The following is a 23251-nucleotide window of genomic DNA, read 5'->3' as shown; positions in this document are numbered from 1 at the left end:
CTGACCTTGACCTCCCATGACCCAGACGATCCTGCACCCATTGCGCACCCCGCTGTATGAGCGTCACCGTTTCATCCGCGCCCGCATGGCAGATGTTGGTGACTGGAGTATGCCGGTTGCCTATGGATCCCAGATCGAGGAGCACCACACCGTGCGGGCGGATGCCGCCATGTTTGACTTCTCGCACATGTGCGTGATCGACATACACGGGGCGGACGCTCGAATGTTTCTCCGCCAACTGCTTGCCAACGACATCGGCAAGCTGCGATCGCCTGGAAAAGCGCTCTATTCATGCATGCTTAACAGGGAAGGCGGAGTGATCGATGACGTTGTCGTTTACTACCTGGACGATGAATGCTTCCGTATGGTCTTGAACGCGCACGCTGCCAGCCGCGACATTGAATGGATCCGGTCACAGATCGTTGAGACCAGAAGCTCGGTGACCCTGGTCGCGCGGCGCGAGGATATGGTTAGCGGCGACGTTGAGGCGCTGGCAATGATCGCCGTGCAGGGTCCCAATGCTCGGGAAAAGGTATTTCGAGCCATCCCGTCAACACGCGCCGCTGACAGGGTGAAGCCGTTCAACTCCATCATCGTGCACGACTCCGCAGTGGGCGAATTGATGCTGGCGCGGACGGGGAAGACCGGCGAGGACGGCTTCGAAATGATCGTGCTGGCAAAGCATGCCGGTCAGGTATGGGACATGCTGAGGTCGGCCGGCATCTCTGCAGCAGGCCTCGACGCGTGGGAGACCCTTCGGCTCGAAGCAGGCATGCACCTGAATGGGTTGGACATGAACCCGCAGACCTCGCCCTTCGACGTCGGCCTGGGCTGGAGTGTGGATCTGGAGCTGGAGCGGGACTTTGTCGGCAAAGCAGCGCTACGTGCCCGCCGCCAGGATTGGCAGTTCGTCGGGCTGGCTTTCGAAGGAAGCGCCGCGGTCGCCCGCACGCAGAGCCCGGTGATGAGCATCGAAGGGGAGAAGATTGGCAAGGTCACCAGCGGAACCTATAGTCCGACGCTTCGAATCGCCATCGCTTTGGCTCTGGTTACCCCAGAGGTCAAGGTCGGGTCGTATGTGAGTGTTGAGGTCTACAACAAGAGAATCTCCGCGAAAGTCGTTCGTCCACCTTTCGTACGGGACGGGAGCCCAGTGCGGGAACAATAGGACGGCTTTGTGCAACATCTCTGCCAGAGATCGTGCCGACGCATTCCACCAGGCCATTTGTCGCGGAAGGAACCTGCCTTCGGACAGTCCGGGTTGCCGGACCACCGGAAGCATCGCTTTGTCTGGAGTACGGCTAAAGCAGCCACAGACCTGACCGCCCGAGAATCACGTTACGAACGCTTATGCACGACAACTTGCCACAGCGCTTGCGCTCACTCCTTTTCGTCCCCGCTGACAGTGACCGGAAGCTCGCGTCCTCGCTGAAGTCAGCAGCGGATGGACTAGTGTTCGATCTGGAAGATGCCATCCCCGAGCCAGGGAAGGAGGACGCACGGCGCAAGCTGGTTGGCTTTCTCGAACAGCATCGTGCCTCGATGCATCAGGCCTTGCTGGTGCGTGTCAACGGGCTGGCATCCGGCCACATTCTGCGCGACCTGGCGGCCGTGATCCCGCACCGGCCCAACGCGATCGTGCTGCCAAAGTGCCGTAGTGTCGATGATGTGCATCGCCTTTGTGACTTCCTCGCGGCCTTTGAATGCGCGCTTTTGGAGGATAGGTGGGAAGTCTCCATCATCGCGATGGCGACCGAATCCTCCGAAGGTGTCTTTGGATTATCGTCGTATCGCAACGCGCCGATGCGGCTGCGGGCGCTGATGTGGGGCGTGGACGATCTTGCGGCCGACCTTGGCGCATTCTCGTCGCATACCGGCAAGGAGCTGACCACGCCGTTTTCGGTGGCTCGTACCATGTGCCTGCTGGCGGCCGCCCAGGCGGGTATCGACGCCATCGATGCGGTCAGCACGAGCCTGATCGATCCGGCGAGGATCGGGGAAGAAGCTGCGCAGGCAAAGCGAGACGGATTCTCGGCCAAAGCCGCGGCACATCCTTCTCAGATCGACGCTATCAACCAGGCTTTCATACCGCAGCAAGCGGAAATACGCTGGGCTAGTGAGGTGGTCGAGGCGTTTTCGCGGGTCGGCGCCTCTGGTGTTGCCAGATTGGGAAACGCAATGATAGATCGCCCACACCTTCGCCTCGCACATCGTATCTTGTGTCATATCGACGAGAGCTGAGATCAGCGATTGGTCAAGGGTGTCGACGCGATGATGCTTCGCGTCTTGAGGTTGGCGCGCCATGTCGCGGTATCAAGCTTCGCCGTAGAAAAGGATAAAAGTCGATGATGACAAAGGAGATGGTGGGCACCCTCCTCACGGCATGCGTTGCCGTCGCCTATTTCTTGCCCGGCCCGATATCGGTTCCGATGATTCTGTTTGCATCCGTCATGGCTGTCGTCCATGCGTGCCTGGAAGCGAAACAGGCTGATCCGGGATGCGCCGTTCCACCGTCGGTTCAGAATCGCGGGCGCACCTGAGCAGGCACCATGGCAAAATAGAAGTCGCCATTCAGGGCGCTATCAGAATCGGTGCGGGGTCGGTATCTGCCGCTGATAGCACCGTCCCTTAGTCGCCGGAGTCGGCCAATGATCCATTTTCCTCGACGGCTGCTCGTTACGAGTCTGAGCGCCCTGTTGCTGTCCTTCGCTTGCAACCAGTCGTATGGGCAACTGGTTGTCAAGATCGGTGTTTCCGTTCCGCTGACAGGGATCAATGCCGCCAACGGGAAGGACATTGAGAACGGTGTTCGTCTCGCTGTTGAAGAAGCCAACGCGCAGCGCATCAGACTGGATGGCCAGGACGCCCGCTTCGAGCTTGATTCGGTGGACGACCAAAGTGACCCGCGCATCGGCGTTCAGGTGGCCCAGAAGCTGGTCGATGACGGGGTGGCTGTCGTTGTCGGGTATTACAACTCTGGCGTAGCGCTTCCGTCCTCGCTGATTTTCGCCCGCGCAGGCATCCCGGTCATCCATCCGGCGGCAACCAATCCGGCTATCACGCATCAAGGTCTGAAGACGGTCTTCCGCATCATTGCGACCGATAGGCAAAACTCCGGTACCGCTGGCAAGTACGCGGTCAACGTCATGAAGGGGCAGCGCATTGCCGTGATGGACGACCGGACCGCGTTCGGCCAGGGGGCAGTGGACGAGTTCAAGAAGGCCGTCACCCGTGCCGGCGGAAGAATCGCGATCGCTGAATACACCAGCGACAGGGCGGTCGAGTTCAGCGCGCAGCTCACGAGCATCCGGGCCGCCAATGCCGACATCCTGTTCTTCGGCGGCCTGGACAGCCAAGGGGCGCTCATCACGAAGCGGATGAGGGAACTCGGCATGCGCACCCAGTTCGTCGGAAGCGGTGGCATCGCGGACAGTATCTTCCTGAACATTGCCGGTCCCGCCGCGGATGGCGCGATGGCCTGGGAGTACGGGCGTCCTGTCGAAACGCTGCCGCAAGGCAAGGCCTTCATGCAGAAATTCAGGAAGCGCTTCGGCACCGACAGTCTCAGCTATGCGCCCTTCGCGTATGACGCCACGTGGGTGGCGATACACGCGATCAGGCAGGCGAACTCTGCGACGTCGGCCGAGTTCCTCGCGGCGCTGCGCGCAACGCAATACGAGGGTATCACCGGGAAGATTGCCTTTGATCCGAACGGCGACTTGAAGAACCCGACGTCGACGCTCTATCAGGTAAAAGGTGGCCGTTGGGTTCCGGTCACGACGATCGGAGTTGAATGACGTTATTGAGACTTCGACGGAGCATCCGTCCGAACGAACCCGAGCTAACGTGCTTTGGAGTGACGCAACGTTCCACCAGAGTGCGGTGCGACGCAAGGAAGCAATTCGCACGCCGTTGTGCGCGGTGCGTGGGCGAGCAGAACCAACTCAGGGCCGGCTCTTTGGCTCCGAGGCAGGACGGCTATGCGTTGCCGCGCCGGAAGCGCCCCGGGCGCCGGTAGGCCCCATACTGCGGTCAACCTTGCCATGCGCTTCGCTCTGGTCACTTTTGGCACGCTTGCCCGCGGCACCGCTAGCGGCCTGCTCAGACAGCTCCGGGCGCCTGCCAGTATCCGTTCCTGGTGTTGGAGGTGAACCGTAGCGACCGCCTTGGGCCCAAGCCGCAACAACCGTTAGCGAAAGCACAATGACGCAAGCCAAATTCTTCATTGCTGTCTCCAAAACCCGCACACCAGGATGCGCGCCGCCGACAGTGTGCCGGCCGTCCCGATAATCGTGATCTCGATGCTCTAGGCAGGCGCCGTGCCGGCGATGCCCATGATCACGCATTCGACGCTTCCCAGCAACCCCGCGCAGATGCACGCTATGTCCCCGCCGCAGAGCGGCATCAATTGCGTTTGGCATCGGCCGCACCAGGCCGGTAGCGCAGCAGATGGTCGGTGCCGGATGCGGGCAGCCAGACTTCCCCGGGGCGGCCCATTATCTGGCGTACGTTCGCGTGCGGACGCGGAAGCGTGATCACTTCGAATCGCTCGGCACGCGCGTCGAAGCGAACCAACGCGTTGGCGCTCCATTCGCTAAGCCAAACGATGTCGCGATCGTCGACAAATATCGCGTAGGCATGGGGGTCGTGGCCGGGCAGCCGCCATTCGCGCCATTGGTGCATTGCCGGATCGAACACGCCGACTTTCCCGGCGCTCCACTCGCTGATCCAAGTACGCCCTTTCGAATCGGCCCATACGCGTCGCGCACCCTGATTCGGCGTCGGCGGCTCAATGACCTGCGCCGCGCCGCTCGCGGGATCGATGCGGCCGAGATAGCTACCGGCCAGTGACGCGAAGTACAGGCTGCCGTCAGGGCTCACGCAAATGCCGTACGGACCGGGCCCGCGCGGCGCATCGAAAACGCGCATGCTGGCGCTCGCTGGGTCGAGTTCGCCGTAAATGCCGCTTTGTCCCGTGAACCACAGATGCCCTCGCTTGTCGAACACCGCGGTATTCAGATTGCCATTCGGCCGGTCCTTCGGTAGCGGGAAACGCGTGAACGGCACGTGTCTTCGGGTCGACGCGTACGATCGCATTCTGGCCGCCGTCCGTGATCCATGCCGCCCCATCGGGTCCGACGATCACGCCGTGTGGCGCCGAGCCTGCGCCGAGAGACACCGTGTCGACGGTGCCGGTGCGCGGGTCCAGGCGTCCCACCGCGCCCTGCGCCTGCGCGGTGTACCACACGGTCCCGTCGGGGACTGGTGCAACATCGTGCGGTGCGCTGCCTGGGGGGACGGCAAACGTCTCGAACAAGGCAGCCTGCGCTCGTGCCGAAGTCATCGCGAGCAGGACGCTCAGGAAGGCCGATGCACATAAGGGAACCAACACGGATTCAAGAATCCTGCTCACCGCTGTCACAGCTCTTCCCTTCCCGACTTCCAGCATGTCCGCCTCCTGACCGAGTATGCGTCGAAAAGTGAGGAAACCGCCTGCCGCGACAGTGCAAACCGGCCGGGGGCAGCAAAACTCTCGTGCCATATTGTGGCCATAGTCAAGACGAAATGATGGGGAGAACTTCGAAGCGCAATGTAGTACACGATTTCCGCACGTCGAAACGAGGTCGCGCGCCACGCCGCAGGGGCCTTACGCCTTGCTGGTCCCGTCGCCGGATCAATTCAGGCCGGTAATGTAGTTGGCGAGATTCTTGATATCGTCATCACTCAGGTTGCGCGATACGCTCGTCATATTCCCCGCGTCATTCGTGCGCCGCCTGGCCCGGAAATCCTCCAGTTGCTTGACGATATACGCGTACTGCTGCCCGGCTACCCGCGGTATTTCGTTCTGCCCGGCGAAGCCGCCGAGGTGGCACATCGTGCACAGCACTTCCTCCGACTTGCTGCGTCCGGCCGCGACCCGCGCTGCATCGACCTTGTAGGTCGATGCCATCGGCTTCTGCGCGGCAAAGTAGTCGGACAGGTCCAGCATGTCCTCCTTTGACAACGGCGTGGCCATCGGCGACATGACAGGGTCGCTCCGCCGTGCTTCCTTGAAATCACGCAACTGCAGGTAGAGGTAGCGCGCCGTCTGTCCCGCCAGTTGCGGATAGGCGGGATTGGTGGAATTGCCCTGGGGACCGTGACACGCAACGCATGCCTGTGCCTTGGCCTGTCCGGCCGCCGCATCGGCACGGGCATTGCCGCTTGCTGCGAACAGTGCGAGCAGGGCAGACATCACGACGCGCCGCGCCGCGGGATGGCGGCGCGGACGGATCGGGGGAGCCCGCATTTCCGGATCGATTGCCACGGACCTATTGCACCGCGAACACCAGGATGCTGTTGCCGCGCTTGAAGTCCAACTGGGTGTTGCCGCCGGCTGCCACGGCAATGTACTGTTTGCCGCCGACGGTATAGGACACCGGCGGTGAATTGACGCCGGCCCCGCACTGGAACTGCCACAGCATCTTGCCGTTGGTCGCATCAAACGCCTTGAACAGGCCGTTGCCCTCGCCAGTGAAGACGAGTCCGCCGGCGGTAGCCAGCACGCCGCCGATCAGCGGCTGCTCGGTCTTGTAGTCCCATGCCACCTTGCCGCTATCGATATTGACCGCCGAAAGCTTGCCCCACTGCTGTTCGCTCGAGATGACCTTGAATGCGCCGCCCAGCCAAAGCTTGCCGCCCGGATAAGGCACGTCTTCCACCTGGTAGGTCATCGGCTGATGCAGGTTGGCGGCATAGGCAAGCCGCGTTTTGGGGTTGAACGCCATCGGCGACCATTCCACACCGCCGTTTGCGCCCGGTAGCATGCGCGCGCCTTGCGCGGTGGGCAAGGTCCACATGTTCTCCTGCGGGATCATCGCCTGGGAATAGCGGATCAGGCGGCCGTCGCGGCGGTCATGCACGTAGACGTGTCCGGACTTGCCGCCGTGGATGACGCCCGGAATCATCTGGCCTTTTTCATCGCGCACATCGACCAGGATCGGCGGGCTGGCTGCGTCCAGGTCCCACACGTCATGGGCGATATATTGCGAATGCCATTTGTAGGCGCCGGTGTCCAGGTCGACCGCGACCAGCGAATCGGTGTACAGGTTGTCTCCGGGACGGATCGCGCCATACAGGTCCGGCGACGGATTGCCCACCACGAAGATCGCCAGCTTGTTGGCGCGGTCCACTGCCGGAGCCATCCACACGCCGCCACCAAGTGTCTTGTAGAAGTCGCCGCCCTTGTCGGCCAGCATCTTTTTCTCTGCGGCGATGTCGCGCTTCATGTCGCGCCCGGTAGCGTCCTTGGTAGCCCAGACACCCTCGTGGCCCTTCTCGGGGATGGTGTAGAAGGTCCACAGCAGCTTGCCATCGGTGGCGCTGAACGCCTTGACGAAGCCGCGGATGCCGTACTCGCCGCCATTGGTGCCGATCAGGATCTTGTCGTCGATGACCACCGGCGCCATGGTTTCCGAGTATCCAAGCTCCGGATCCGCGATCTGTGTTTCCCACAGCAGCTTGCCGGTCTTGGCATCGAGAGCGACCAGCTTGGCGTCAAGCGTGCCCATGTAGAGACGATCGCCGCTGATCGCCACGCCACGGTTGTTTGGCCCGCAGCAGAACGTGGTGATCGGTCCCATCTTGTGCTTGTAGTGCCAGAACTCCTTGCCCGTCACCGCGTCGATGGCATAGACGTGGTTGTAGGAAGTCGTGAGGAACATGACGCCGTTGACGACGATCGGCGCAGTCTCCATTGACTCCATCACGGCCGTCTGGAAGATGAAGGCGGGCCGCAGCCTGGCGACGTTCTTGGTGTTGATCTGCGCCGCGGGGTAGTAGCGCGTCTGCACGTACGAGCCGTTGGAGTGCAGCCAGTCGTTGCTGTTGGTGCCCGCGGCATCGAGTTGAGCCTGGGTGACCGGGCGCAGCGCACTGGACATTGGCGCGGCTGGCGTGGTCGCGCTGCCCTGGACTTCCTCGGCGGCCAGCGCGGCGGACGCATGGAAGGCAACAAACAGCAAGGGGAGGGCATGCCCAACGAGGCGAGGAAATGAGAGCATGGGGTGCTCCTTATTCGATTCTTGTCGACCTGGCCGCTTGGTTGTGGGAAACGCATAAGTCGCTGCGTACCGTGCCGACGCAAAGCAGGTCTTGCCATGCGTCGAAGTGGCCCGAGGTAAAGTGCAGTATAGGCAAGAACCCCCGCAAAACAACCAACTCACAAGGCGCGGCTGACACGCCGCAAGGGATCCGCTGAGTCTTTGCATTCGGGCACCCGCAGGCGACTTGAATTTGTGCTTCGCACGCACCAGACTTAGCGGGCGGGTGAGCGAATGAGCCAGCGAATGGCCTTGAACTGCGGTACCGGTCTTGCGCAACGCGTCGCGCCGGTTGTTATCCGAGGAGCCGGAAATGAAGCGTGGTCCGCGAAAGGTTTCAGTGGCGTGCCTGTGCGCGCTAGGCCTGCTCGCAGGCAAGGCACTTGCGGAAGGCGACATCAGCGTGAACGCGCGGTTGCTGGCTTCGGCGCGCGCCGGGGACGAGGCCGGCGTGCGCGGTGCGCTGGAACAGGGCGCCGCGGTGAACTCGCGCAACCGTATCGGCGACACGCCGCTGCTGACTGCCGCCAAGCGCGGCCTGACCGGCATGGCGCGCGCGCTGGTCGAACACGGGGCCAATGTCAGCCAGGCGAACGTGCAAGGCGTGACGCCGCTGATGGCGGCTGCGTTTGGTGGCTACCAGGAGATCACCGCGCTGCTGCTGGCGCGTCATGCCGAGCTGAACGCCACCGACCGCGTCAGCAAGACCGCCATGATCTACGCAGCGGGGGAGGGACACACGGTGGTGGTGAAGCAGTTGCTCGATGCCGGCGTCGATATCAACGCGCGCTATGCACATGGCCTGACTGCGCTGATGTGGGCGGCCGGCTACGATCGGGGCGAGGTCGTGCAACTGCTGCTCTCGCGTGGCGCGGATGCCGCGTTGCGAGATGATCGCGGGCTGACTGCGCGCGAGATTGCCGAGCAGGCCGGTGCGAAGAACGCGTTAACCAACCTGTCGGGCAGCCAGACCGCGGCGGGGCCGGTGAGGTAGTGCCGCTGCGGTCACGGCGAATCGATCGAACCCACGCTCCTCGGATAGGTCACGATGCCCCAGCTTAGCGGCAGCCCGTCGAGCTGCCGCACCGGCTGGTAGGTGCGCGCGTCGAAGACATAGACCGCATTGGAGCGCCCGCAGGCCACCAGCAGTCGCGCATCGTCCGGCGTGAAGCTGAAATGCCAGCAGCGCTTGCCTACCGCGATCTCGGCCAGCAAGGCGAAGGTCTGCGCATCGAATACCTGCACTGTATCGGCGCGCGATGCGGCGACGAACAGCCGCGCGCCGGCGCGATCGAACGCCACCCCGTAGGGACCGGTACGCGTCGGCACGGTGCGCTGCACGCGGAAGTCCGCGGCGTCCAGCACGACGAAGGCATTGGCCGATTCCAGCGTCACCACATAGCGCCTGCCGTCCGGACTTGCCTTGATCCCGCGCGGGCGCGAGCCAGCCGGCATCGGCAGCAGCTTCACTTGCCTGCCGCTGGCTTTCTCATAGACCGTGACGGTGTCGTCGCCTTCGTTGGTGACCAGCATCAGCTTGCCATCGCGCGAGAACTCGATGCCTTCGGTTTCCAGCCCGCTGCGGATGGTCCGGCTCACGCGCCAGTCCTTCAAGTCGATCACGGCAATTTCCGCCGGCAGGGGCTTGTGATCATGGCCATTGCCCTTGGCGGAGGGTGGCGGCGCAGCGCCGGGCGGGCCGGAGCGCTCGCCCGGTTCGTAAGTGACGAAGGCCTGGTCCCCCGCCACGCGTATGAATTCCGGGTTCTGGCCGATCGGCACGCGCCGGACCAGCTGGCCCGTGGCAATGTCGATCACCGCCAGGTCGCCCGTGTCCTTGTTGGCCGTCAGCAGGTATTTGCCATCGGCGGTCACGCTCAGTCCGCGCGGCCCCTTGCCCCCGGTCGGGAGGCTGGCCACGGCTTCGAGCCGGTCCAGGTCGATGACGGCAATGCCACCGCCTTCGGTGGACACGTAGGCCCGCGCCGCGTTGGCCGCAGCGGGACAGGCCAGCGCGAGCACGGCGGAGGCGAGAAGGTGCCAGGTACGGCACGGATGTGAAGGCATGGTGTCTCCTCGTAGTCAGGCAGGATATTGTTGCCCGCTCAGCGCCCGTCCCATTCATAGCGCACGCCGACCAGAAACAGCCGGGCCGCGCCCGGCGCCACAAAACGCCCGACGGGTACGGCCGCGCCCGGCAGCAGCAGCGTGCCGTCCGGGAACAGGTTGTAGCCCACCTGTCCGTAGGTCTGGTAGCGGCGGTCGAACAGGTTGTCGATGCGCCCATAGACCTGCCAGCGGGGCGAGAACTGCCAGCTGGCGCGCAGGTTCAGCAGCAGGAAGCCAGCGGTGCGGGCGAGGCCCGGGTCTTGCGCGCTGAGCGCGCCATCCTCGTTGCCCGCGACCGGACGCGAGGACGACACGATCACGTCGCCGCCCACGCTGACGGAGGTGGTCGCGCGCCAGTCTGCCCCAAGCCTGAAACTGTGCAGGGGGATCCCTGCCATGCGTGTGCCCGGATGCACCATCACCGGCGCGGCGAAGGGGGTCTGCAACTGGCCGTCCGCCCGGTAGGTCGCTTGCGTATAGCTGTAGCCGGCGCGCAGCGTGAGCCGGCCCAGCCGCTGGCGCAAGCCGAGCTCGAGGCCCTGGTTGCGTGTCTTCGGGAAGTTCGAGAAATACCCCAGCGGACTGAACGGCGAGCGCTGGAAGATGATGTCGTCGGTGTTGTGGCTGCGGTATAGCGCCAGGGTCATTTCAGTGGTGTCAGCCGGCTGCCAGCGTCCGCCCAGCTCGACGGTGCGCGTGACCACCTGGCGCAAGAAGGGGTCGGCCTGCAGGCCGGTCGGTAGCTGGCAGGCGTTGGCCGGGTCAGCGCAGCCCAGCTCGATCGCCGTGGGCATGCGTGTGCCCTGCGAGGCGGAGCCGAAGACCGTCACGCTGTCGGACAGCAGGTGCGATACCCCCACCGAGGGATTGAGGCGCGAGAAGGTGAAGCGCTCGTCCGACGGCGTGGGCGCGCCCAGCACTGTATGCCGGCGGCCGTCGTTCCAGCGGGCGGCCAGCGTCAGGAAGCTGTGCGGCAGCAGTCGGATGGTGTCGGTCGCGTACAGCCCCACAGTGCTGTCGTGGCCGTCCAGCAAGGCATTGGTGACCACCGGCGCATTGGGATCACCCTGTGCCGTGCGCGCAGCGTCGAAGCTGGCCAGCTGCGTGGCCTGCGTGTAGCGCGACCGGTTCAGGTCCAGCGCGGCACCTAGTGCGAAGCGGTGGGTCTCGCCATCGAGCGACCACTGCGCCGACAGCCCGTAGCTGGTCTCGCTTACCGTGGAAGTATTGAGTATGGCACTGGGGGGCACTTCGTCCCCTTGGCAGCCTTCGGCGCCTTGGCAGCCGAGCAGGGTGTCGAGGTAGTCATCGTTGATATCGCCGCTGTTGGCGTGCAAGCGCGTGCGGCGCACGTAGGCCGTGAGCTGCAGCTGGTTCTGAGCATTGAACTGATGCGCACCGTTGAGCGTCAGCTGCAGCGATTTCACGCGCGTGACATCGGGCGCGGTGTAAATCGCGCGGCGGTCGCTGCCGTAGATGCTGTCTGGCGTCAGGCCGTTGCCTGACAGCCGGCTGTTGCTGCCGAGCAGGCTCATGCTCCATTGGGTGGCGCTGGTCGAGCGGCCCAGCTTGAAGAACAGGTTGCCGAGATCGCTGCCGGAGCGGTCGCGCCAGCCGTCCTCGCGCCAGCCGGTGCCGGCAAAGTAGGCGTGCCAGCCATCGCCGAGCGACTTGCCCGCGCTGACATCGAGCCGCGCCCGGCCGTAGCTGCCGATGCTGAGGTCGGCCTCCACGCCCGGATGCGTTTCGCCGGACTTGGTGACAAGCGCTAGTGCGCCGCCCAGCGTGTTGAGCCCGTAGAGCGGGTTGCTGCCGGGCACCAGCGTCACCGTGCTGAGAGCGGCCTCAGGAATGCCGGCCCAGTTGATGATATCGCCCAGCGCCGCGTTCTGGCGCACGCCGTCAAGGTACAGTGACAGCCCCTGTGTGGAACCGAGCGTGGGTGAGAGCCGGTAGCCGCGGTAAAGGATGTCCTGCGCGAACGGATTGCCCTGCGCGTCATTGACCACGATCCCGTTCATGTGCTCCGCCAGGAAGGACGGCAGGTTGGTGGACTTCGCACGTTCCAGGTCGCCATCGGTGGCAGTCTGGACATTGGCGGGGAAAGCCTGGCGCTCGATGGTGAAGCCGGGCAAGGGCGTCGGGGCCACGACGGTGACCTCTTGGAGGTTGTGGACCTGGTCGGCCTGGATACCCGGATCGGGGCTCGCCTGCTGCGCTGCGACAGGCGTGGCCGCCGCCAGGGTAACGGCGACCATGCCCGGCGCAGGCAGGGACGGGCAGGTGCGGCGTCGGGCATCGGCCATGGCTTCCCCTCTGGCGCCGCCTCGCACAGGGCGGCTGTGATGGAGACTTCCTGGAGTGGCGCCAATGCTACCTAATCTAATCCAGCGCGCAGGCGGTGCCAAGCGCGATTGCCCGGCAAGCCATTTTTTCGCCTAGAGTTTCTTGGCGGCCCGTGTGCAGCAGGCGTCCTTGCGCACCGGCCGCGGGGTCAAGCAGTCTTCCTGGGAGCGCGCGATGCAAAAGCCGGCAGTTGTCATGGATCCCGAACGCCGCCGCATGCTGAGAGCAGGGACACTAGCCATCCTGACGCTGAGCCTTCCGCCGTTGACCGCGTGCGCTCAGGGAACGGCCGCTGGCGGGAACGCGGGCCCGGCGCGCATTGGCGTGATCGGCTCCGGACGCATTGGCGGGACCGTCGGCGGGCTTTGGGTCAAGGCCGGGCACCCGGTCCTGTTCTCTTCGCGGCATCCTGAAGCGCTCAAGCCGCTGGTCGACGGCCTCGGCCCGCTGGCGCAGGCTGGCACGGTCGCGCAGGCAATCTCCTTTGCCGATGTGCTGTTCCTCGCCACCCCTTATGGCGCATTGCCGCAACTCGGCCAGGAGAATGCCGGGGCGTGGTCAGGCAAGATCGTGCTGGATGCCACCAATGCCATTGCCCAGCGCGACGGCGCGATTGCCGATGAAGCCCAGCGCAACGGCATTGGCATCACCACGGCGAAATACCTGCCCGGCGCGCGCGTGGTGCGCGCGTTCAACTTCATGGGAGCGACCAACTTTGCCAGTCAGCATCACCGGCCGGGCGGCCTGATTGCCGTGCCGATCGCCGGCGACGACCAGGCGGCGCTGCAGGTGGCGGCGCAACTGGTGCGCGATGCGGGGTTTGAGCCGGTGGTTGTGGGGCCGCTGGCCAGCGCGGACAAGTTCGCGCCGGGCGGGCCGCTGTTCCGGCAGATTGGCACTGCCGAGGAATTCCGCAGCAAGATGAGTCGGCAATAGCGCGGCAAACCGATAAGACTGCTCCTCACTTGGGCAGACTAGTGCCGCTTCGCGCACTCCAGCAAAGCGGAAAGTTAGTGGCCTTCGGCCAGCTCTTCATCGGCAACCCGGACCTGCCGCGCCGCCTGCAACCGGATGCGCCGCTCAACGCGTCGCAGCCGGCAACCTTCTACCTTCCCGGCGCCGAAGGTTATATCGATTACCCCACGCTCGCCTGAGCAGCGGTTGTGGCCCGCGCACCAGCGCCACCAATGCTTGCGCGCCGTCCTTCCGGCGCCGTCATTGCCTCTTGCGGACGACCCGCAGTAAGCTCTGTCTCCTGCGGCAGGCATAAGCCGCGCACCGTCCCCCAACAGAGGAGCACCAGCCATGCCTTGCAGACGACAGTTCCTTGGCTATCTCCCGCTTGCGCTGACTGGCAGCATCGCTGCCGCAGCGACCCTCGGCAGCCGGCCGGCCCGCGCCGCCGCCATGCTGGGCGAGCAGGAGCCGCAGGCGCTCAAGGTCGGCTACATGGCCGACTCATCCAGGGTCGATCCGCGGAAATACCCGGCCCACAAGCCATCGCAGACCTGCGCCAACTGCCAGCTTTACCAGGGTGACGAGGGCAGCGCCGCCGGCGGTTGCGCACTGTTCGGCGGCAAGGATGTCGCGGCGAAGGGGTGGTGCAGCGCCTGGGAGCAGGGCTGACATCGCGCGCTGCACTGGATCGGCTACAAAACGGAAAGCGATACGTGAGGGAGATTTTTCGGCGCCTGTCAACAGCCTTCCTTCTCCCGAAATTGTGAACCCTCGATGCTATGGCACAGACCGTCCCGCGGCATTGGTTTGTGCGGTGAGTATGCGCCCCGAAGTTTTTGGATGGCCTTCGCAAGGTCACTTGAGGATGGCAGACCGAACAGGCGAGCCTAATCTATGCTGAACTGGGTCGCTGAAGACAATCGACGTCGCACCGTCGTGACTACGAACCAGCAGCGATCGCGTGCAACAATCGGATTCGCTTCTTATATTGCAACGGGCTCGACGCCATCACCGCCTTAAAACGGCGATGGAAACCGACAGCCTTACGACTCGCCCTCGCAGCTTCATCATCGGCAAGCGGAGCGCGCAGGCCCGCGCGGGCCAAAGGCGTCAGGGGTCAAAGCCGGATGGCAGCGGCTCCCGCGGCGCGGGGCGCACGCCCCAACCCAGCGGCGGTACACCAGGACGCACAGGGTGCCCGGGCGATGAGTACTGCAGAATCGTGTCGGTGTCCAGATGGATCAGTCTTACGCGGTGGGAATGGTTCCACCGTCGATCACGTACTCTGCCCCGCTGATCGCCGCCGCACGCGGCGAGATCAAAAAGGCGATCAGGTCGGCGACTTCCGCCGGCTTGCACGGCCGCCCGAGCGGGATGCCACCCAGCGCATCCATGATGATCTGCTTGCCGCCTTCGTAATCCGTACCGGCCTGGCTGGCAAGCCGTTCTGCCAGCGCAACTGCCGCTTCGGTTTCCACCCAGCCCGGCGACACGCGCACGACGCGCACGCCCTTAGGCGTGATTTCCTTCGACAGACTCTTGCTGTACGTGGACAGTGCAGCCTTGGCGGCAGCATAAGCCGTGGTCGATTCCGGCAAGGGAAAACGATTCTGGATGGACGTGACGTGGATGATGACGCCTGCACGTTGCTCAATCATCTTCGGCAACAACGCCCGATCCAGTCGTACGGCCGGAAACAGATTGAGGTTCAGCTCTTTCTGCCATTCGGTTTCATCCAGCGCGGCAAAACCGCCTGCCGGGGCTGACGATCCGCCCAGGACATGGATGATGGCGTCCACGCCACCCAGCCGGTTTTCGACGGCCTGTGCTACGGTGGCGCAACCCTCCGGCGTAGTGAGGTCGGCTTCGACGAACATGGCGTCGGGAATGAAGTCCGGCTTGGCACGAGCCGTCGTCAGAATGCGCGCGCCGAGTTCGCCGAGCCGTTCGACGACGGCGCGGCCAACGCCCTTCGTGCCAGCCGTGACCAGCACACGCTTGCCCGTGAGTTCGCGGTTCGTGGTCATCAGTGAATCTCTAGAAATTCAATCTTGTGGTCCGTGAGCCGGAATACATGTTTCAGGTCGGCGAGACCTCCGGGGAAGTTGCCAGCATATTGAGCCACGACAGTGACGCGGGCGTCGTCTTGCACGAACGTCAACGGCTCTACGCTATAGGCATACTTACGCTGCGCTTCCGCCAGCCAGGTTTCGATTGCTTCGTGTCCCTGATACGTCTGGCCTTCATCGTGGACAACGGCCTTTTCGGAAAAAGCACGTCGCAGCGATGAAGGCGCGGCACCATTGCTCACCTGAAAAAAAGTGGAGACCGCATCGGGTAGTGAAATGTCCATGCAAGGAGCCTCTGATGGCAAAGTGTCGATACAGGAATTTTCGCTATAAACTTACTATTGAACAAGAACGCACGGAAAAGTAAGTTACCTACCTATGGGAAAGGAATACACCCCCGACACGGCCGCAGTTGGTGTCGAAGCAGTGCTTAAATTGCTGGAAGGGCGCTGGAAGCTGGTCATCCTGTTCCACCTTTTCGATGGCAAGGTGCAGCGTTTCTCTGATCTGGAGAAGCTCATCCCTGGTATTTCGCAAAAGATGCTCGCGCAGCAGCTACGCCAGTTGGAGGCGGACGGGATCGTGGCAAGAAAGCTCTATGCCCAGGTGCCGCCCAAGGTGGAATACCGGTTGACTGATTGGGGACAAGCACTCTGTCCCGCTTTGGACGCTCTTCTCAAATGGGCGGAGCAGCGCAACGAGTTGCTAAAAGCTGTCTGATGCCGAGTAGATTGCCCTAGGTAATCTCCGTTGATTGGCCGAGCAAGCCGGCCGGATCAGACTCTCCGCGGTCGCAACAATGGCTTCATCTCTCGAACACGGCGACCATGCGAGTCTGCCCAACTACAGCCGTGTGCCTAAGGAAGAGCCCCGCGTGAGCTATCGCACTATAGCTATTGCGCGGGCCAACGGCCCTTCGACCGCTTTGAGCGTCTGTTGATGGAGTCAAAAGAGTCCTGGAACACGACACGATCAATGACCGCAATTGGCCGAAGGCGGGCGATCGTCGGTCGCCAGCCCTGCAGCGACCACGGATTTCCGCTTCCGACCCATATCGGTCTATCGACTCGCTATTGTCTCTGACCGAACATGGATGATATTGAGACGCTTACCTCCGTTACCCCATCGATTCGATATCACGGGCGCCCTTAAGCCGTTTGAGAAACCAGCGACCGGCGGGTCCCGGCGGCGTGTCCTTTCGATAAACCGCGAACATGGCGATTGGAGGCGTGTACGGCTGGAAGGCTTCAAGCCGCAAGGGCACCAGCTTCTCGGCATCCAAGTCATCCTGCACCATCGCTACCGGCATATGGCCCCATCCGAATCCGGCGCGTAGGAATGCATGTTTGGCGCCGAGATCGGCAAGCCGCCATATCTGTGGGGAGAAGACGCCGAAAGTCTTGCCCTCCGTGAGGGTTGTGCGGTCGGTCAGCACCAATTGCACATGCGCCTTGAGCTCGGCCGGCCGGATGACCCCCTTCTTTGATGCCAGCGGGTGTGACGGCGCGGTGACCGTGATCATGGAAACATCCAGCAGCTTCTCGGCATCGAGAAGCTCCGGGACCGATGGCATCGAGCCGCTGATGCCGATCCGGCATGCCTGCGCGAGTACAGGCTGCATGACGGCGCCAAGCGCCTCGACGTAAAGCCTCAATGGTGTGTGCGGAAACGCTTCCCGGAACGCGCCCACGGCGTCGGTCAATGACGCCATTGGATACATCACGTCCACCACGACGGACAGCTCGGGTTCAAGTCCGTCGGATATGGCGCGGGCCTTTGCCTTGAAGCCGTCCATGCCGCTTACCACGAGGCGCGCCTGCGCAAGCAAGGCCGTCCCTTCATCCGTCAGCCGCGGATAACGTCCCACGCGATCAAAGAGCTGTACGCCAATCTGGCCCTCCAGATTGGCCAGCGTATGGCTGATCACGGACTGCGCGCGGCGCAGCTTACGGCCTGCTGCGGAGAAACTGCCCTCGTCGGCAGCGGCGATGAAGGTGCGAAGCTGGTCCAGCGAGACGGCGTCGAGCATGTATCTATGGTTTAGATGGATTACATCTAGAAATATAGGCTTCCTGGATATGTGTCAAGTCTCTACTCTTCGGTCTACCCACTCTCACTTGAAAGGATGATCACCATGAACTCGAACCTCAATGTCTCGCTCGCTGCAAACCCGGTAGTTCCGGCCGCTGGCCGCACGCTCATTGCAGCCATCTTCTTCATCAGCGGTATTGGCAAGCTTCTGGCCCCCGGCGCAACGATGTCCTATATCGCATCGCTCGGTCTACCGGCGCCTGCGCTCGGACTGACTGGCGCATTGGTGCTGGAACTGGCGGGCGCCACGCTCCTGGCCGTTGGCTACAAGACGCGTCTGGCAGCGCTACTGCTTGCTGCCTACGCTGTCGTGACCGCACTGATCTTCCATCACGCACTCGCTGACCAGAACCAGATGTTCCATTTCCTTAAGAACCTGGCAATGGCCGGTGGCCTCTTGCAGGTAGTGGCTTTTGGACCGGGCGCCTTCAGCATTGACAACCGTCGCGCAGCAGCCGCCCGCGTCGTCGCCTGATGATTGGATGACTGGAGACCACATCATGACCATCGCAACAACGCTCATGCAGCAACACCTCCAATGGCTGGTGGACGAGCCCCAGCAATGGCAGGGACTGATTGCCGAGAACATCGTTTGGGAATTGCCATACGCCCCCAGTCTGGGCCATCCGCTGAAACTCGAAGGTCGCGAATCCGTGCTGCGGCACGCGAGCTGGTTCGCGGCAGCCGTGAAGAACTTCCGCTTTTTCGATGCCGTCGTGACAGCGACGGATGACCCCCGGCATGCGATCGCACGGGTACACGCCGAGGGCCTCATTGCTGCGACCGGCCGCATCTATCGCCAGGAGTACGTCGTGTTCCTGACCGCCCATGACGACCGCATCGTGCATCTGCGGGAGTATTTTGATCCGGTCCAGGCCGCCCTCGCCCTCGATGCCCCCGTGGTGGGCGTCTCTTCCAGGAGCATCTAATGAAAGCGATCCGAGTCGCTGCCTATGGCAGCCCTGACGGTCTGACTGTCGCCGAGGTGGACGACCCCGTGCCTGGCGACAACGAAGTACTGATCGATGTTGCCGCGGCGTCAGTGAATCCCATCGACTGGAAAATTGTCAGTGGCGCCATGCAGGCATTCATTCCACTGCCACTGCCATTTACGCCAGGCGTGGATGCTGCTGGCACCGTCATCGCCGTAGGACGCCATGTCACTACGCTTGAGCCGGGGGACAAAGTGATGGGCTTCATTGGCATCGTCGGGGCCTTTGCCACCCGCGCTGTGGTGGAAGCGTCCCGGCTGGCACGCAAGCCAGAGTCCGTAAGTTTTGCCGAGGCCGCCGCGATTCCCGCGGCGTCGCTGACGGCCTGGCAGGCGTTACAGGAACATGGGGCATTGCGAGCCGGCCAAGCCGTCCTGATTCACGGTGCGGCAGGCGGTGTAGGCAGTGCGGCCGTGCAGCTCGCCAAGCTGGCCGGTGCGCGCGTGATCGGCACCGGCTCGGCGAGAAATCGGGACTATGTCCAGAGCCTTGGCGCCGACGCCTTCATTGACTACCGTGCCGAGGATTTCTCCAAGCGTGTTTCACGTGTCGACCTGGTTTTGGACCTGATCGGCGGAGAAACCCAGGACCGGTCATGGTCTGTGCTCAAATCCGGTGGCACGCTGGTCTCGACCGTTGCCAGACCTGATTCCGCACGCGCCCAAGGCGCGCAGGCCAACGGCAGACATTTTGCGACCCGTAGCGATGGCCCGCTGCTTGAGAAATTGGCTGCGCTCCATGCAGCGGGCGACCTGCGCACCCACATCGATTCGGTCTTTCCTCTGTCAGACGCGGGCCATGCCCTTGGCCACAGCATGAGCGGCCACGTGAGAGGCAAGGTTGTTCTAGACGTGATCAAGTAGACCTTGCCCTAGGCACCAAAGCGGACCGCCGGCGAAAGGGTGAAAGACTCGCGCATGTCGCGTGCCTCCTCAACCGGCGTTCTTCCAAAAAGGCGCTTGAACTCCCGGCTGAACTGTGAGGGGCTTTCGTAGCCGACGCGTCCTGCTGCCGCCGCGGCAGTGACGCCGTCGCGGATCATCATCAGGCGCGCCTGGTGGAGACGGGTCGATTTGATGTACTGGATTGGCGAAGTCTGCGTCACCGTGCGGAAGTTCGCGTGAAATGCCGGCACGCTCATGCCCGCTTCCTCGGCAAGACGCGTCACATTGAGCGGCGCTGCATAGTCGGCGTGGATGCGCTTCAGCGCTTTCGCGACGCGGCCAAACCGTCCGTGGTGGACTAGTGCGGCACGCATCGCGCCGCCCTGCGCGCCCGTCAGTACCCGATAGCAGATCTCCCGCACAAGGCTCGGTCCCAGGATTTGCGCATCCATTGGCACCGTCAATGCCTCCAGCAGCCGGACTGTTGCGCCGGCCAGAGTCTCGTCAAGCCGTGTAGACACCATGCCATTCGGCGGCCCGTCGGAAAGATCTCCCGCCGCACCGATCTGCGTGATCAGGTCGCTGAGTTCGAGGAGGTCCAGGCGGATGGAGACCGCAAGCATCGGCTCCTCCGGCGACGCCTGGGTTTCCGTCGAAAACGGCAGCGGCACAGACAGCACGAGATAGTGCTGCGCGTCGTAGACATAGACCTCATTACCCAGAAAGCCCAGCTTGCAGCCCTGGCAGACGATCACGATGCTCGGCTCGTACAGCACTGGCGTGCGCCCAAGGGGCCGATCTGAACGCATCAGCCGAACGCTATCGAGCGTCGACTGCGTGTAGCCCTCGTTAGGCGCCAATTTCTCGATAAGGCTGACCATCTTGACGGAAGCGGGGGAGCGGACCTTCGACATCACGTTCTCCTGTGTGTTCGCTATAGGCGCCATTCTAGTCTCCCCTCGCGCCCGGCTCTAGCGTACTTGATAGGAATAGGCAATGACGGCATCGGTCCGTGTATTCGCCGGAAGGCCGGCCATCCCTAACATTCACTCACCGGCTGACGAACCATATCGCTTCATTGATGGCAGACAACCTGCCGAAAACGTACCACGTCAAGCGCGGAGTTTACCGGCCAGACCCGAACCAACGATAGGAGTATGCAATATGGCAAACACAACCGAACAGTCGAAAGTCATTCTGATCACCGGCGCCAGCAGCGGCATCGGCGAGGGTGCGGCCCGTTTGCTCGCCGCGCAAGGCCACCGCCTTGTGATTGGCGCGCGCCGTACCGACCGGCTCGCGGAACTGACGCAATCGATCGAAGCGTCCGGCGGCATCGTTCGTTATCGCGAACTCGACGTGACCTCCGCAGACGACGTGGCGTCATTTGCCCGCTTCGCGCTCGACGCCTTCGGCCGCATCGACGTGCTGATCAACAACGCAGGCGTGATGCCGCTTTCGCCGCTCAATGCCCTGAAGGTAGGCGAGTGGAACCGGATGATCGACGTGAACATCCGTGGCGTACTGCACGGCATTGCCGCGGTGTTGCCAACGATGGAAGCGCAGGGACACGGTCAGGTCATCAATATTTCCTCGATCGGCGGACTATCCGTGTCGCCGACTGCCGCCGTCTACTGCGCCACCAAGTTCGCCGTGCGCGCGATTTCTGACGGACTGCGCCAGGAAACCGACAACGTCCGTGTGACGGTGATCTGCCCCGGCGTCGTGGAATCCGAGCTCGCCGACTCGATCTCTGACGACACCGCGCGGACGGCCATGAAGGAATTCCGCCGCATCGCCATCACGCCCGACGCCATCGCGCGTGCCATTGCCTACGCAGTGGAGCAGCCTGCCGACGTCGACGTGAGCGAGATCGTCGTGCGCCCCACCGCCAGCCCGTTCTGACGAACCGGTACGCACTACGCACGACGCATTACCCAAGCGAATCAAGGAGAACACCATGACATCCACTCACACAGCGGGCGGCGCCTTTGCAGGCAAGGTCGCCATCGTTACCGGTGCAGCCAGTGGCATCGGCCTGGCCACGACGGAACTGCTCCATGCTCAAGGCGCGAACGTCATTGCCGTCGGGCGCAGCAGCAACGTGGAAGCCCTTGCGCGTCCCGGCATCGTTCCCATCGTCGCCGATGTGGCGCGCGAGGAAAGCGCGGTGCAGGCGGTGGCCACCGCGATCGACCGGTTCGGCAAGCTCGACATCCTGGTCAACAACGCAGCGATCATCATCAACAAGCCCCTGGTGGAAATGTCGCTCGATGACTGGAACGGCATCCAGGCCGTCAATGCCACGGGCGCGTTCCTGTTTTCCCGGGAAGCCATGCGCGCGATGATGCCGGCAAAGACCGGCGCCATCGTCAACGTGGGTTCCTACGCCTGCTATCAGGCATTTCCGCTGATCGCGGCCTATGCGGCGTCGAAGGGTGCGCTTGCGCAGTTGACTCGCGCGCTGTCGCTGGAAGCCATCGAACATGGCATTCGCGTCAATGCGGTGGGCTCTGGCGATGTCATTACCAACATCACCAATCACATCCATGCCGATGGCCAGGCATTTCTTGCCGAGCATGGCAAGAAGGCACCCATTCGCCGCGCAGCCCAGCCGAAGGAAATAGCCGAGGTGATCGCCTTCCTCGCATCGGAGAAGGCCAGCTTCATCGTCGGAGCCGTGGTCATGGCCGACGGGGGCATGAGCGTGGCCTTGCCCTGAAGAAACATACTGTCCGAAGCCAAACGTTTCATCACTCAAGGAGTTCTTACCGTGAAGCAAGCATCCCGTACCTGGTTCATCACCGGCGCATCGAAGGGCGTCGGCCAAAAACTCGTGACACACCTGCTGGAGCAAGGCCACCGGGTGGCGGCCACCTCCCGCACAGCCGCCTCGTTAACGGAGGAATTCGGTGCGGCCTCCGAGCGATTTCTACCGCTCGGGGTCGACCTGACCAGTGACCGCAGCGTCCACGAGGCCATCGAGAAGACCGTGCAATGGTTCGGCGTTCTCGACGTGGTCGTGAACAACGCCGGCTACGCCCAGCAAGGGACCGTCGAGGCATTGTCGGACGACGAGCTTCGTCGGAATTTCGAGGTCAACTTCTTTGCGCCGATGGCTGTCCTGCGTCATGCGCTGCCGCAGCTTCGCCGCCAGCGCAGCGGACACGTCTTCAATATCTCGTCCATCGTCGGCTACCAGGGGGGCTATCCGGGATGGGGCAGCTATGTGGCGAGCAAGTTCGCGCTGTCTGGCCTGACGGAATCCCTTGCGGCGGAAGTCGCCGAACTGGGCATTCGCGCGACAGTGGTCTATCCCGGACCGGTGCGCACCGATTTCCTGTCGAATGGTGCGCTGGCGGTGGCCAGACGGCAGATCGACGACTACTCCGAGGCCAAGGCTTCGCTGGACCTGCATCTCGACACCCTGCATGGCCACCAGGCTGGGGACCCGGACAAGCTCGCACTGCTGATCATCCAGGCCGCGACTGTTGAATCGGCCCCGCTGCATCTGTTTGCAGGCAAGATCGCCAATGAACTCGCGGCCGCCAAGGCAAGCGCTGTCGCAAAGGATCTCGATGCCTGGCGGGGCGCGTCCGAAGCCACCGATTTCGTGGACTGATCGAAGGCCAATGCATGTCCCGGCTTGGCCGGGACATTCTCCGTGGCTTGGGTCCGTCACATGTCCGCTATCACCGAGATGGGCCATACGAACGAAGGGC

At 63.1% G+C, this 23251-nt stretch carries 22 protein-coding genes and 2 pseudogenes; 15 read left to right on the top strand and 9 right to left on the bottom strand.

Annotated elements, in window-relative coordinates; translation table 11 throughout:
• The first annotated feature begins 16 nt into the window (after positions 1-16).
• The 4 genes from gcvT (at position 17) to ACOCMH_RS00575 (ending at position 3797) form a co-directional block, all read left to right on the top strand.
• Positions 17-1168, top strand: coding sequence for a glycine cleavage system aminomethyltransferase GcvT (gene gcvT, locus ACOCMH_RS00590; RefSeq protein WP_427307262.1), 1152 nt, complete (start codon positions 17-19; stop codon positions 1166-1168).
• A gap of 182 nt (positions 1169-1350) precedes the next feature.
• Positions 1351-2241, top strand: coding sequence for an HpcH/HpaI aldolase/citrate lyase family protein (locus ACOCMH_RS00585; RefSeq protein ID WP_427307261.1), 891 nt, complete (start codon positions 1351-1353; stop codon positions 2239-2241).
• 104 nt (positions 2242-2345) lie between these two features.
• Positions 2346-2540 carry a hypothetical protein gene (locus tag ACOCMH_RS00580; protein ID WP_427307260.1) on the top strand — a complete coding sequence of 65 codons (195 nt, stop codon included), beginning with the start codon at positions 2346-2348 and terminating at the stop codon, positions 2538-2540.
• Between the two features lie 108 nt (positions 2541-2648).
• Positions 2649-3797 (top strand): branched-chain amino acid ABC transporter substrate-binding protein, encoded by a 1149-nt coding sequence (locus tag ACOCMH_RS00575; RefSeq protein WP_427307259.1) that lies wholly within the window; start codon positions 2649-2651, stop codon positions 3795-3797.
• Positions 3798-4404: 607 nt separating this feature from the next.
• Here ACOCMH_RS00575 and ACOCMH_RS00570 read toward each other — a convergent pair.
• The 3 genes and pseudogenes from ACOCMH_RS00570 to ACOCMH_RS00560 form a co-directional block, all read right to left on the bottom strand.
• A pseudogene (locus tag ACOCMH_RS00570) lies at positions 4405-5449 on the bottom strand (virginiamycin B lyase family protein).
• 225 nt (positions 5450-5674) lie between these two features.
• Positions 5675-6289: a c-type cytochrome gene (locus ACOCMH_RS00565; RefSeq protein ID WP_427308451.1), complete on the bottom strand. Its 615-nt coding sequence runs from the start codon at positions 6287-6289 to the stop codon at positions 5675-5677.
• A 22-nt stretch (positions 6290-6311) separates the two neighbouring features.
• Positions 6312-8042 carry a pyrroloquinoline quinone-dependent dehydrogenase gene (locus tag ACOCMH_RS00560; RefSeq protein WP_427307258.1) on the bottom strand — a complete coding sequence of 577 codons (1731 nt, stop codon included), beginning with the start codon at positions 8040-8042 and terminating at the stop codon, positions 6312-6314.
• Between the two features lie 352 nt (positions 8043-8394).
• Between ACOCMH_RS00560 and ACOCMH_RS00555 the strand changes: the two genes are divergently transcribed.
• Positions 8395-9075, top strand: a complete 681-nt coding sequence (locus ACOCMH_RS00555) for an ankyrin repeat domain-containing protein (RefSeq protein ID WP_427307257.1) — start codon at positions 8395-8397, stop codon at positions 9073-9075.
• An 11-nt stretch (positions 9076-9086) separates the two neighbouring features.
• On the opposite strand, the gene ACOCMH_RS00550 is transcribed toward ACOCMH_RS00555, so the two are convergent.
• Complete coding sequence (locus tag ACOCMH_RS00550) at positions 9087-10148, bottom strand: beta-propeller fold lactonase family protein (RefSeq protein WP_427307256.1); 1062 nt, start codon at positions 10146-10148, stop codon at positions 9087-9089.
• Positions 10149-10186: 38 nt separating this feature from the next.
• Positions 10187-12496: a TonB-dependent receptor gene (locus ACOCMH_RS00545; RefSeq protein ID WP_427307255.1), complete on the bottom strand. Its 2310-nt coding sequence runs from the start codon at positions 12494-12496 to the stop codon at positions 10187-10189.
• A gap of 214 nt (positions 12497-12710) precedes the next feature.
• Here ACOCMH_RS00545 and ACOCMH_RS00540 point away from each other — a divergent pair, with 214 nt between their 5' ends.
• From ACOCMH_RS00540 to ACOCMH_RS00530, 3 genes and pseudogenes are all read left to right on the top strand, one after another.
• Positions 12711-13472, top strand: coding sequence for an NADPH-dependent F420 reductase (locus tag ACOCMH_RS00540; RefSeq protein ID WP_427307254.1), 762 nt, complete (start codon positions 12711-12713; stop codon positions 13470-13472).
• Between the two features lie 77 nt (positions 13473-13549).
• Positions 13550-13690: pseudogene (locus ACOCMH_RS00535) on the top strand (alkene reductase); the annotation flags it as partial.
• A 151-nt stretch (positions 13691-13841) separates the two neighbouring features.
• Positions 13842-14162: a high-potential iron-sulfur protein gene (locus ACOCMH_RS00530; protein WP_427307253.1), complete on the top strand. Its 321-nt coding sequence runs from the start codon at positions 13842-13844 to the stop codon at positions 14160-14162.
• Between the two features lie 578 nt (positions 14163-14740).
• On the opposite strand, the gene ACOCMH_RS00525 is transcribed toward ACOCMH_RS00530, so the two are convergent.
• Positions 14741-15520 carry an SDR family oxidoreductase gene (locus tag ACOCMH_RS00525; protein ID WP_427307252.1) on the bottom strand — a complete coding sequence of 260 codons (780 nt, stop codon included), beginning with the start codon at positions 15518-15520 and terminating at the stop codon, positions 14741-14743.
• Entirely contained in the window at positions 15520-15846 is a 327-nt protein-coding gene (locus tag ACOCMH_RS00520) for a nuclear transport factor 2 family protein (protein ID WP_018312230.1), read from the bottom strand. The genes ACOCMH_RS00525 and ACOCMH_RS00520 overlap by 1 nt, the downstream gene beginning before the upstream one ends.
• Positions 15847-15940: 94 nt before the next feature.
• On the opposite strand from ACOCMH_RS00520, the gene ACOCMH_RS00515 reads away from it, so the two are divergent.
• Positions 15941-16282 carry a winged helix-turn-helix transcriptional regulator gene (locus ACOCMH_RS00515; protein WP_018312229.1) on the top strand — a complete coding sequence of 114 codons (342 nt, stop codon included), beginning with the start codon at positions 15941-15943 and terminating at the stop codon, positions 16280-16282.
• A gap of 397 nt (positions 16283-16679) precedes the next feature.
• On the opposite strand, the gene ACOCMH_RS00510 is transcribed toward ACOCMH_RS00515, so the two are convergent.
• A complete protein-coding gene (locus ACOCMH_RS00510) occupies positions 16680-17591 on the bottom strand; it encodes a LysR family transcriptional regulator (protein ID WP_427307251.1) in 912 nt (303 codons plus the stop codon).
• A 96-nt stretch (positions 17592-17687) separates the two neighbouring features.
• Between ACOCMH_RS00510 and ACOCMH_RS00505 the strand changes: the two genes are divergently transcribed.
• The 3 genes from ACOCMH_RS00505 to ACOCMH_RS00495 are packed head-to-tail and all read left to right on the top strand — an operon-like array spanning position 17688 to position 19508.
• On the top strand, positions 17688-18128 hold the full coding sequence (locus ACOCMH_RS00505; RefSeq protein WP_427307250.1) for a DoxX family protein: 441 nt from the start codon (positions 17688-17690) through the stop codon (positions 18126-18128).
• A 25-nt stretch (positions 18129-18153) separates the two neighbouring features.
• Positions 18154-18582 carry a nuclear transport factor 2 family protein gene (locus ACOCMH_RS00500; RefSeq protein ID WP_427307249.1) on the top strand — a complete coding sequence of 143 codons (429 nt, stop codon included), beginning with the start codon at positions 18154-18156 and terminating at the stop codon, positions 18580-18582.
• Positions 18582-19508, top strand: coding sequence for an NADP-dependent oxidoreductase (locus ACOCMH_RS00495; protein WP_427307248.1), 927 nt, complete (start codon positions 18582-18584; stop codon positions 19506-19508). The genes ACOCMH_RS00500 and ACOCMH_RS00495 overlap by 1 nt, the downstream gene beginning before the upstream one ends.
• A gap of 8 nt (positions 19509-19516) precedes the next feature.
• Here the strand turns inward: ACOCMH_RS00495 and ACOCMH_RS00490 are convergent, their stop codons facing one another.
• Positions 19517-20443 (bottom strand): AraC family transcriptional regulator, encoded by a 927-nt coding sequence (locus ACOCMH_RS00490; protein WP_427307247.1) that lies wholly within the window; start codon positions 20441-20443, stop codon positions 19517-19519.
• A 250-nt stretch (positions 20444-20693) separates the two neighbouring features.
• Here ACOCMH_RS00490 and ACOCMH_RS00485 point away from each other — a divergent pair, with 250 nt between their 5' ends.
• Genes ACOCMH_RS00485 through ACOCMH_RS00475 form a run of 3 tightly spaced genes read left to right on the top strand, consistent with a single transcriptional unit; the run spans position 20694 to position 23151 of the window.
• Positions 20694-21434 (top strand): SDR family oxidoreductase, encoded by a 741-nt coding sequence (locus ACOCMH_RS00485; protein WP_427307246.1) that lies wholly within the window; start codon positions 20694-20696, stop codon positions 21432-21434.
• 55 nt (positions 21435-21489) lie between these two features.
• Positions 21490-22251 (top strand): SDR family NAD(P)-dependent oxidoreductase, encoded by a 762-nt coding sequence (locus ACOCMH_RS00480; RefSeq protein ID WP_427307245.1) that lies wholly within the window; start codon positions 21490-21492, stop codon positions 22249-22251.
• 51 nt (positions 22252-22302) lie between these two features.
• Positions 22303-23151, top strand: coding sequence for an SDR family oxidoreductase (locus tag ACOCMH_RS00475; protein ID WP_427307244.1), 849 nt, complete (start codon positions 22303-22305; stop codon positions 23149-23151).
• Positions 23152-23251 lie beyond the last annotated feature (100 nt).

It is taken from the genome of Cupriavidus sp. H39 (assembly GCF_050271075.1).
Classification (GTDB): Bacteria; Pseudomonadota; Gammaproteobacteria; order Burkholderiales; family Burkholderiaceae; genus Cupriavidus; species Cupriavidus necator_B.
The sequence above is the reverse complement of the archived record's forward strand: the minus strand, read 5'-3'. Positions and strand labels throughout refer to the sequence as shown.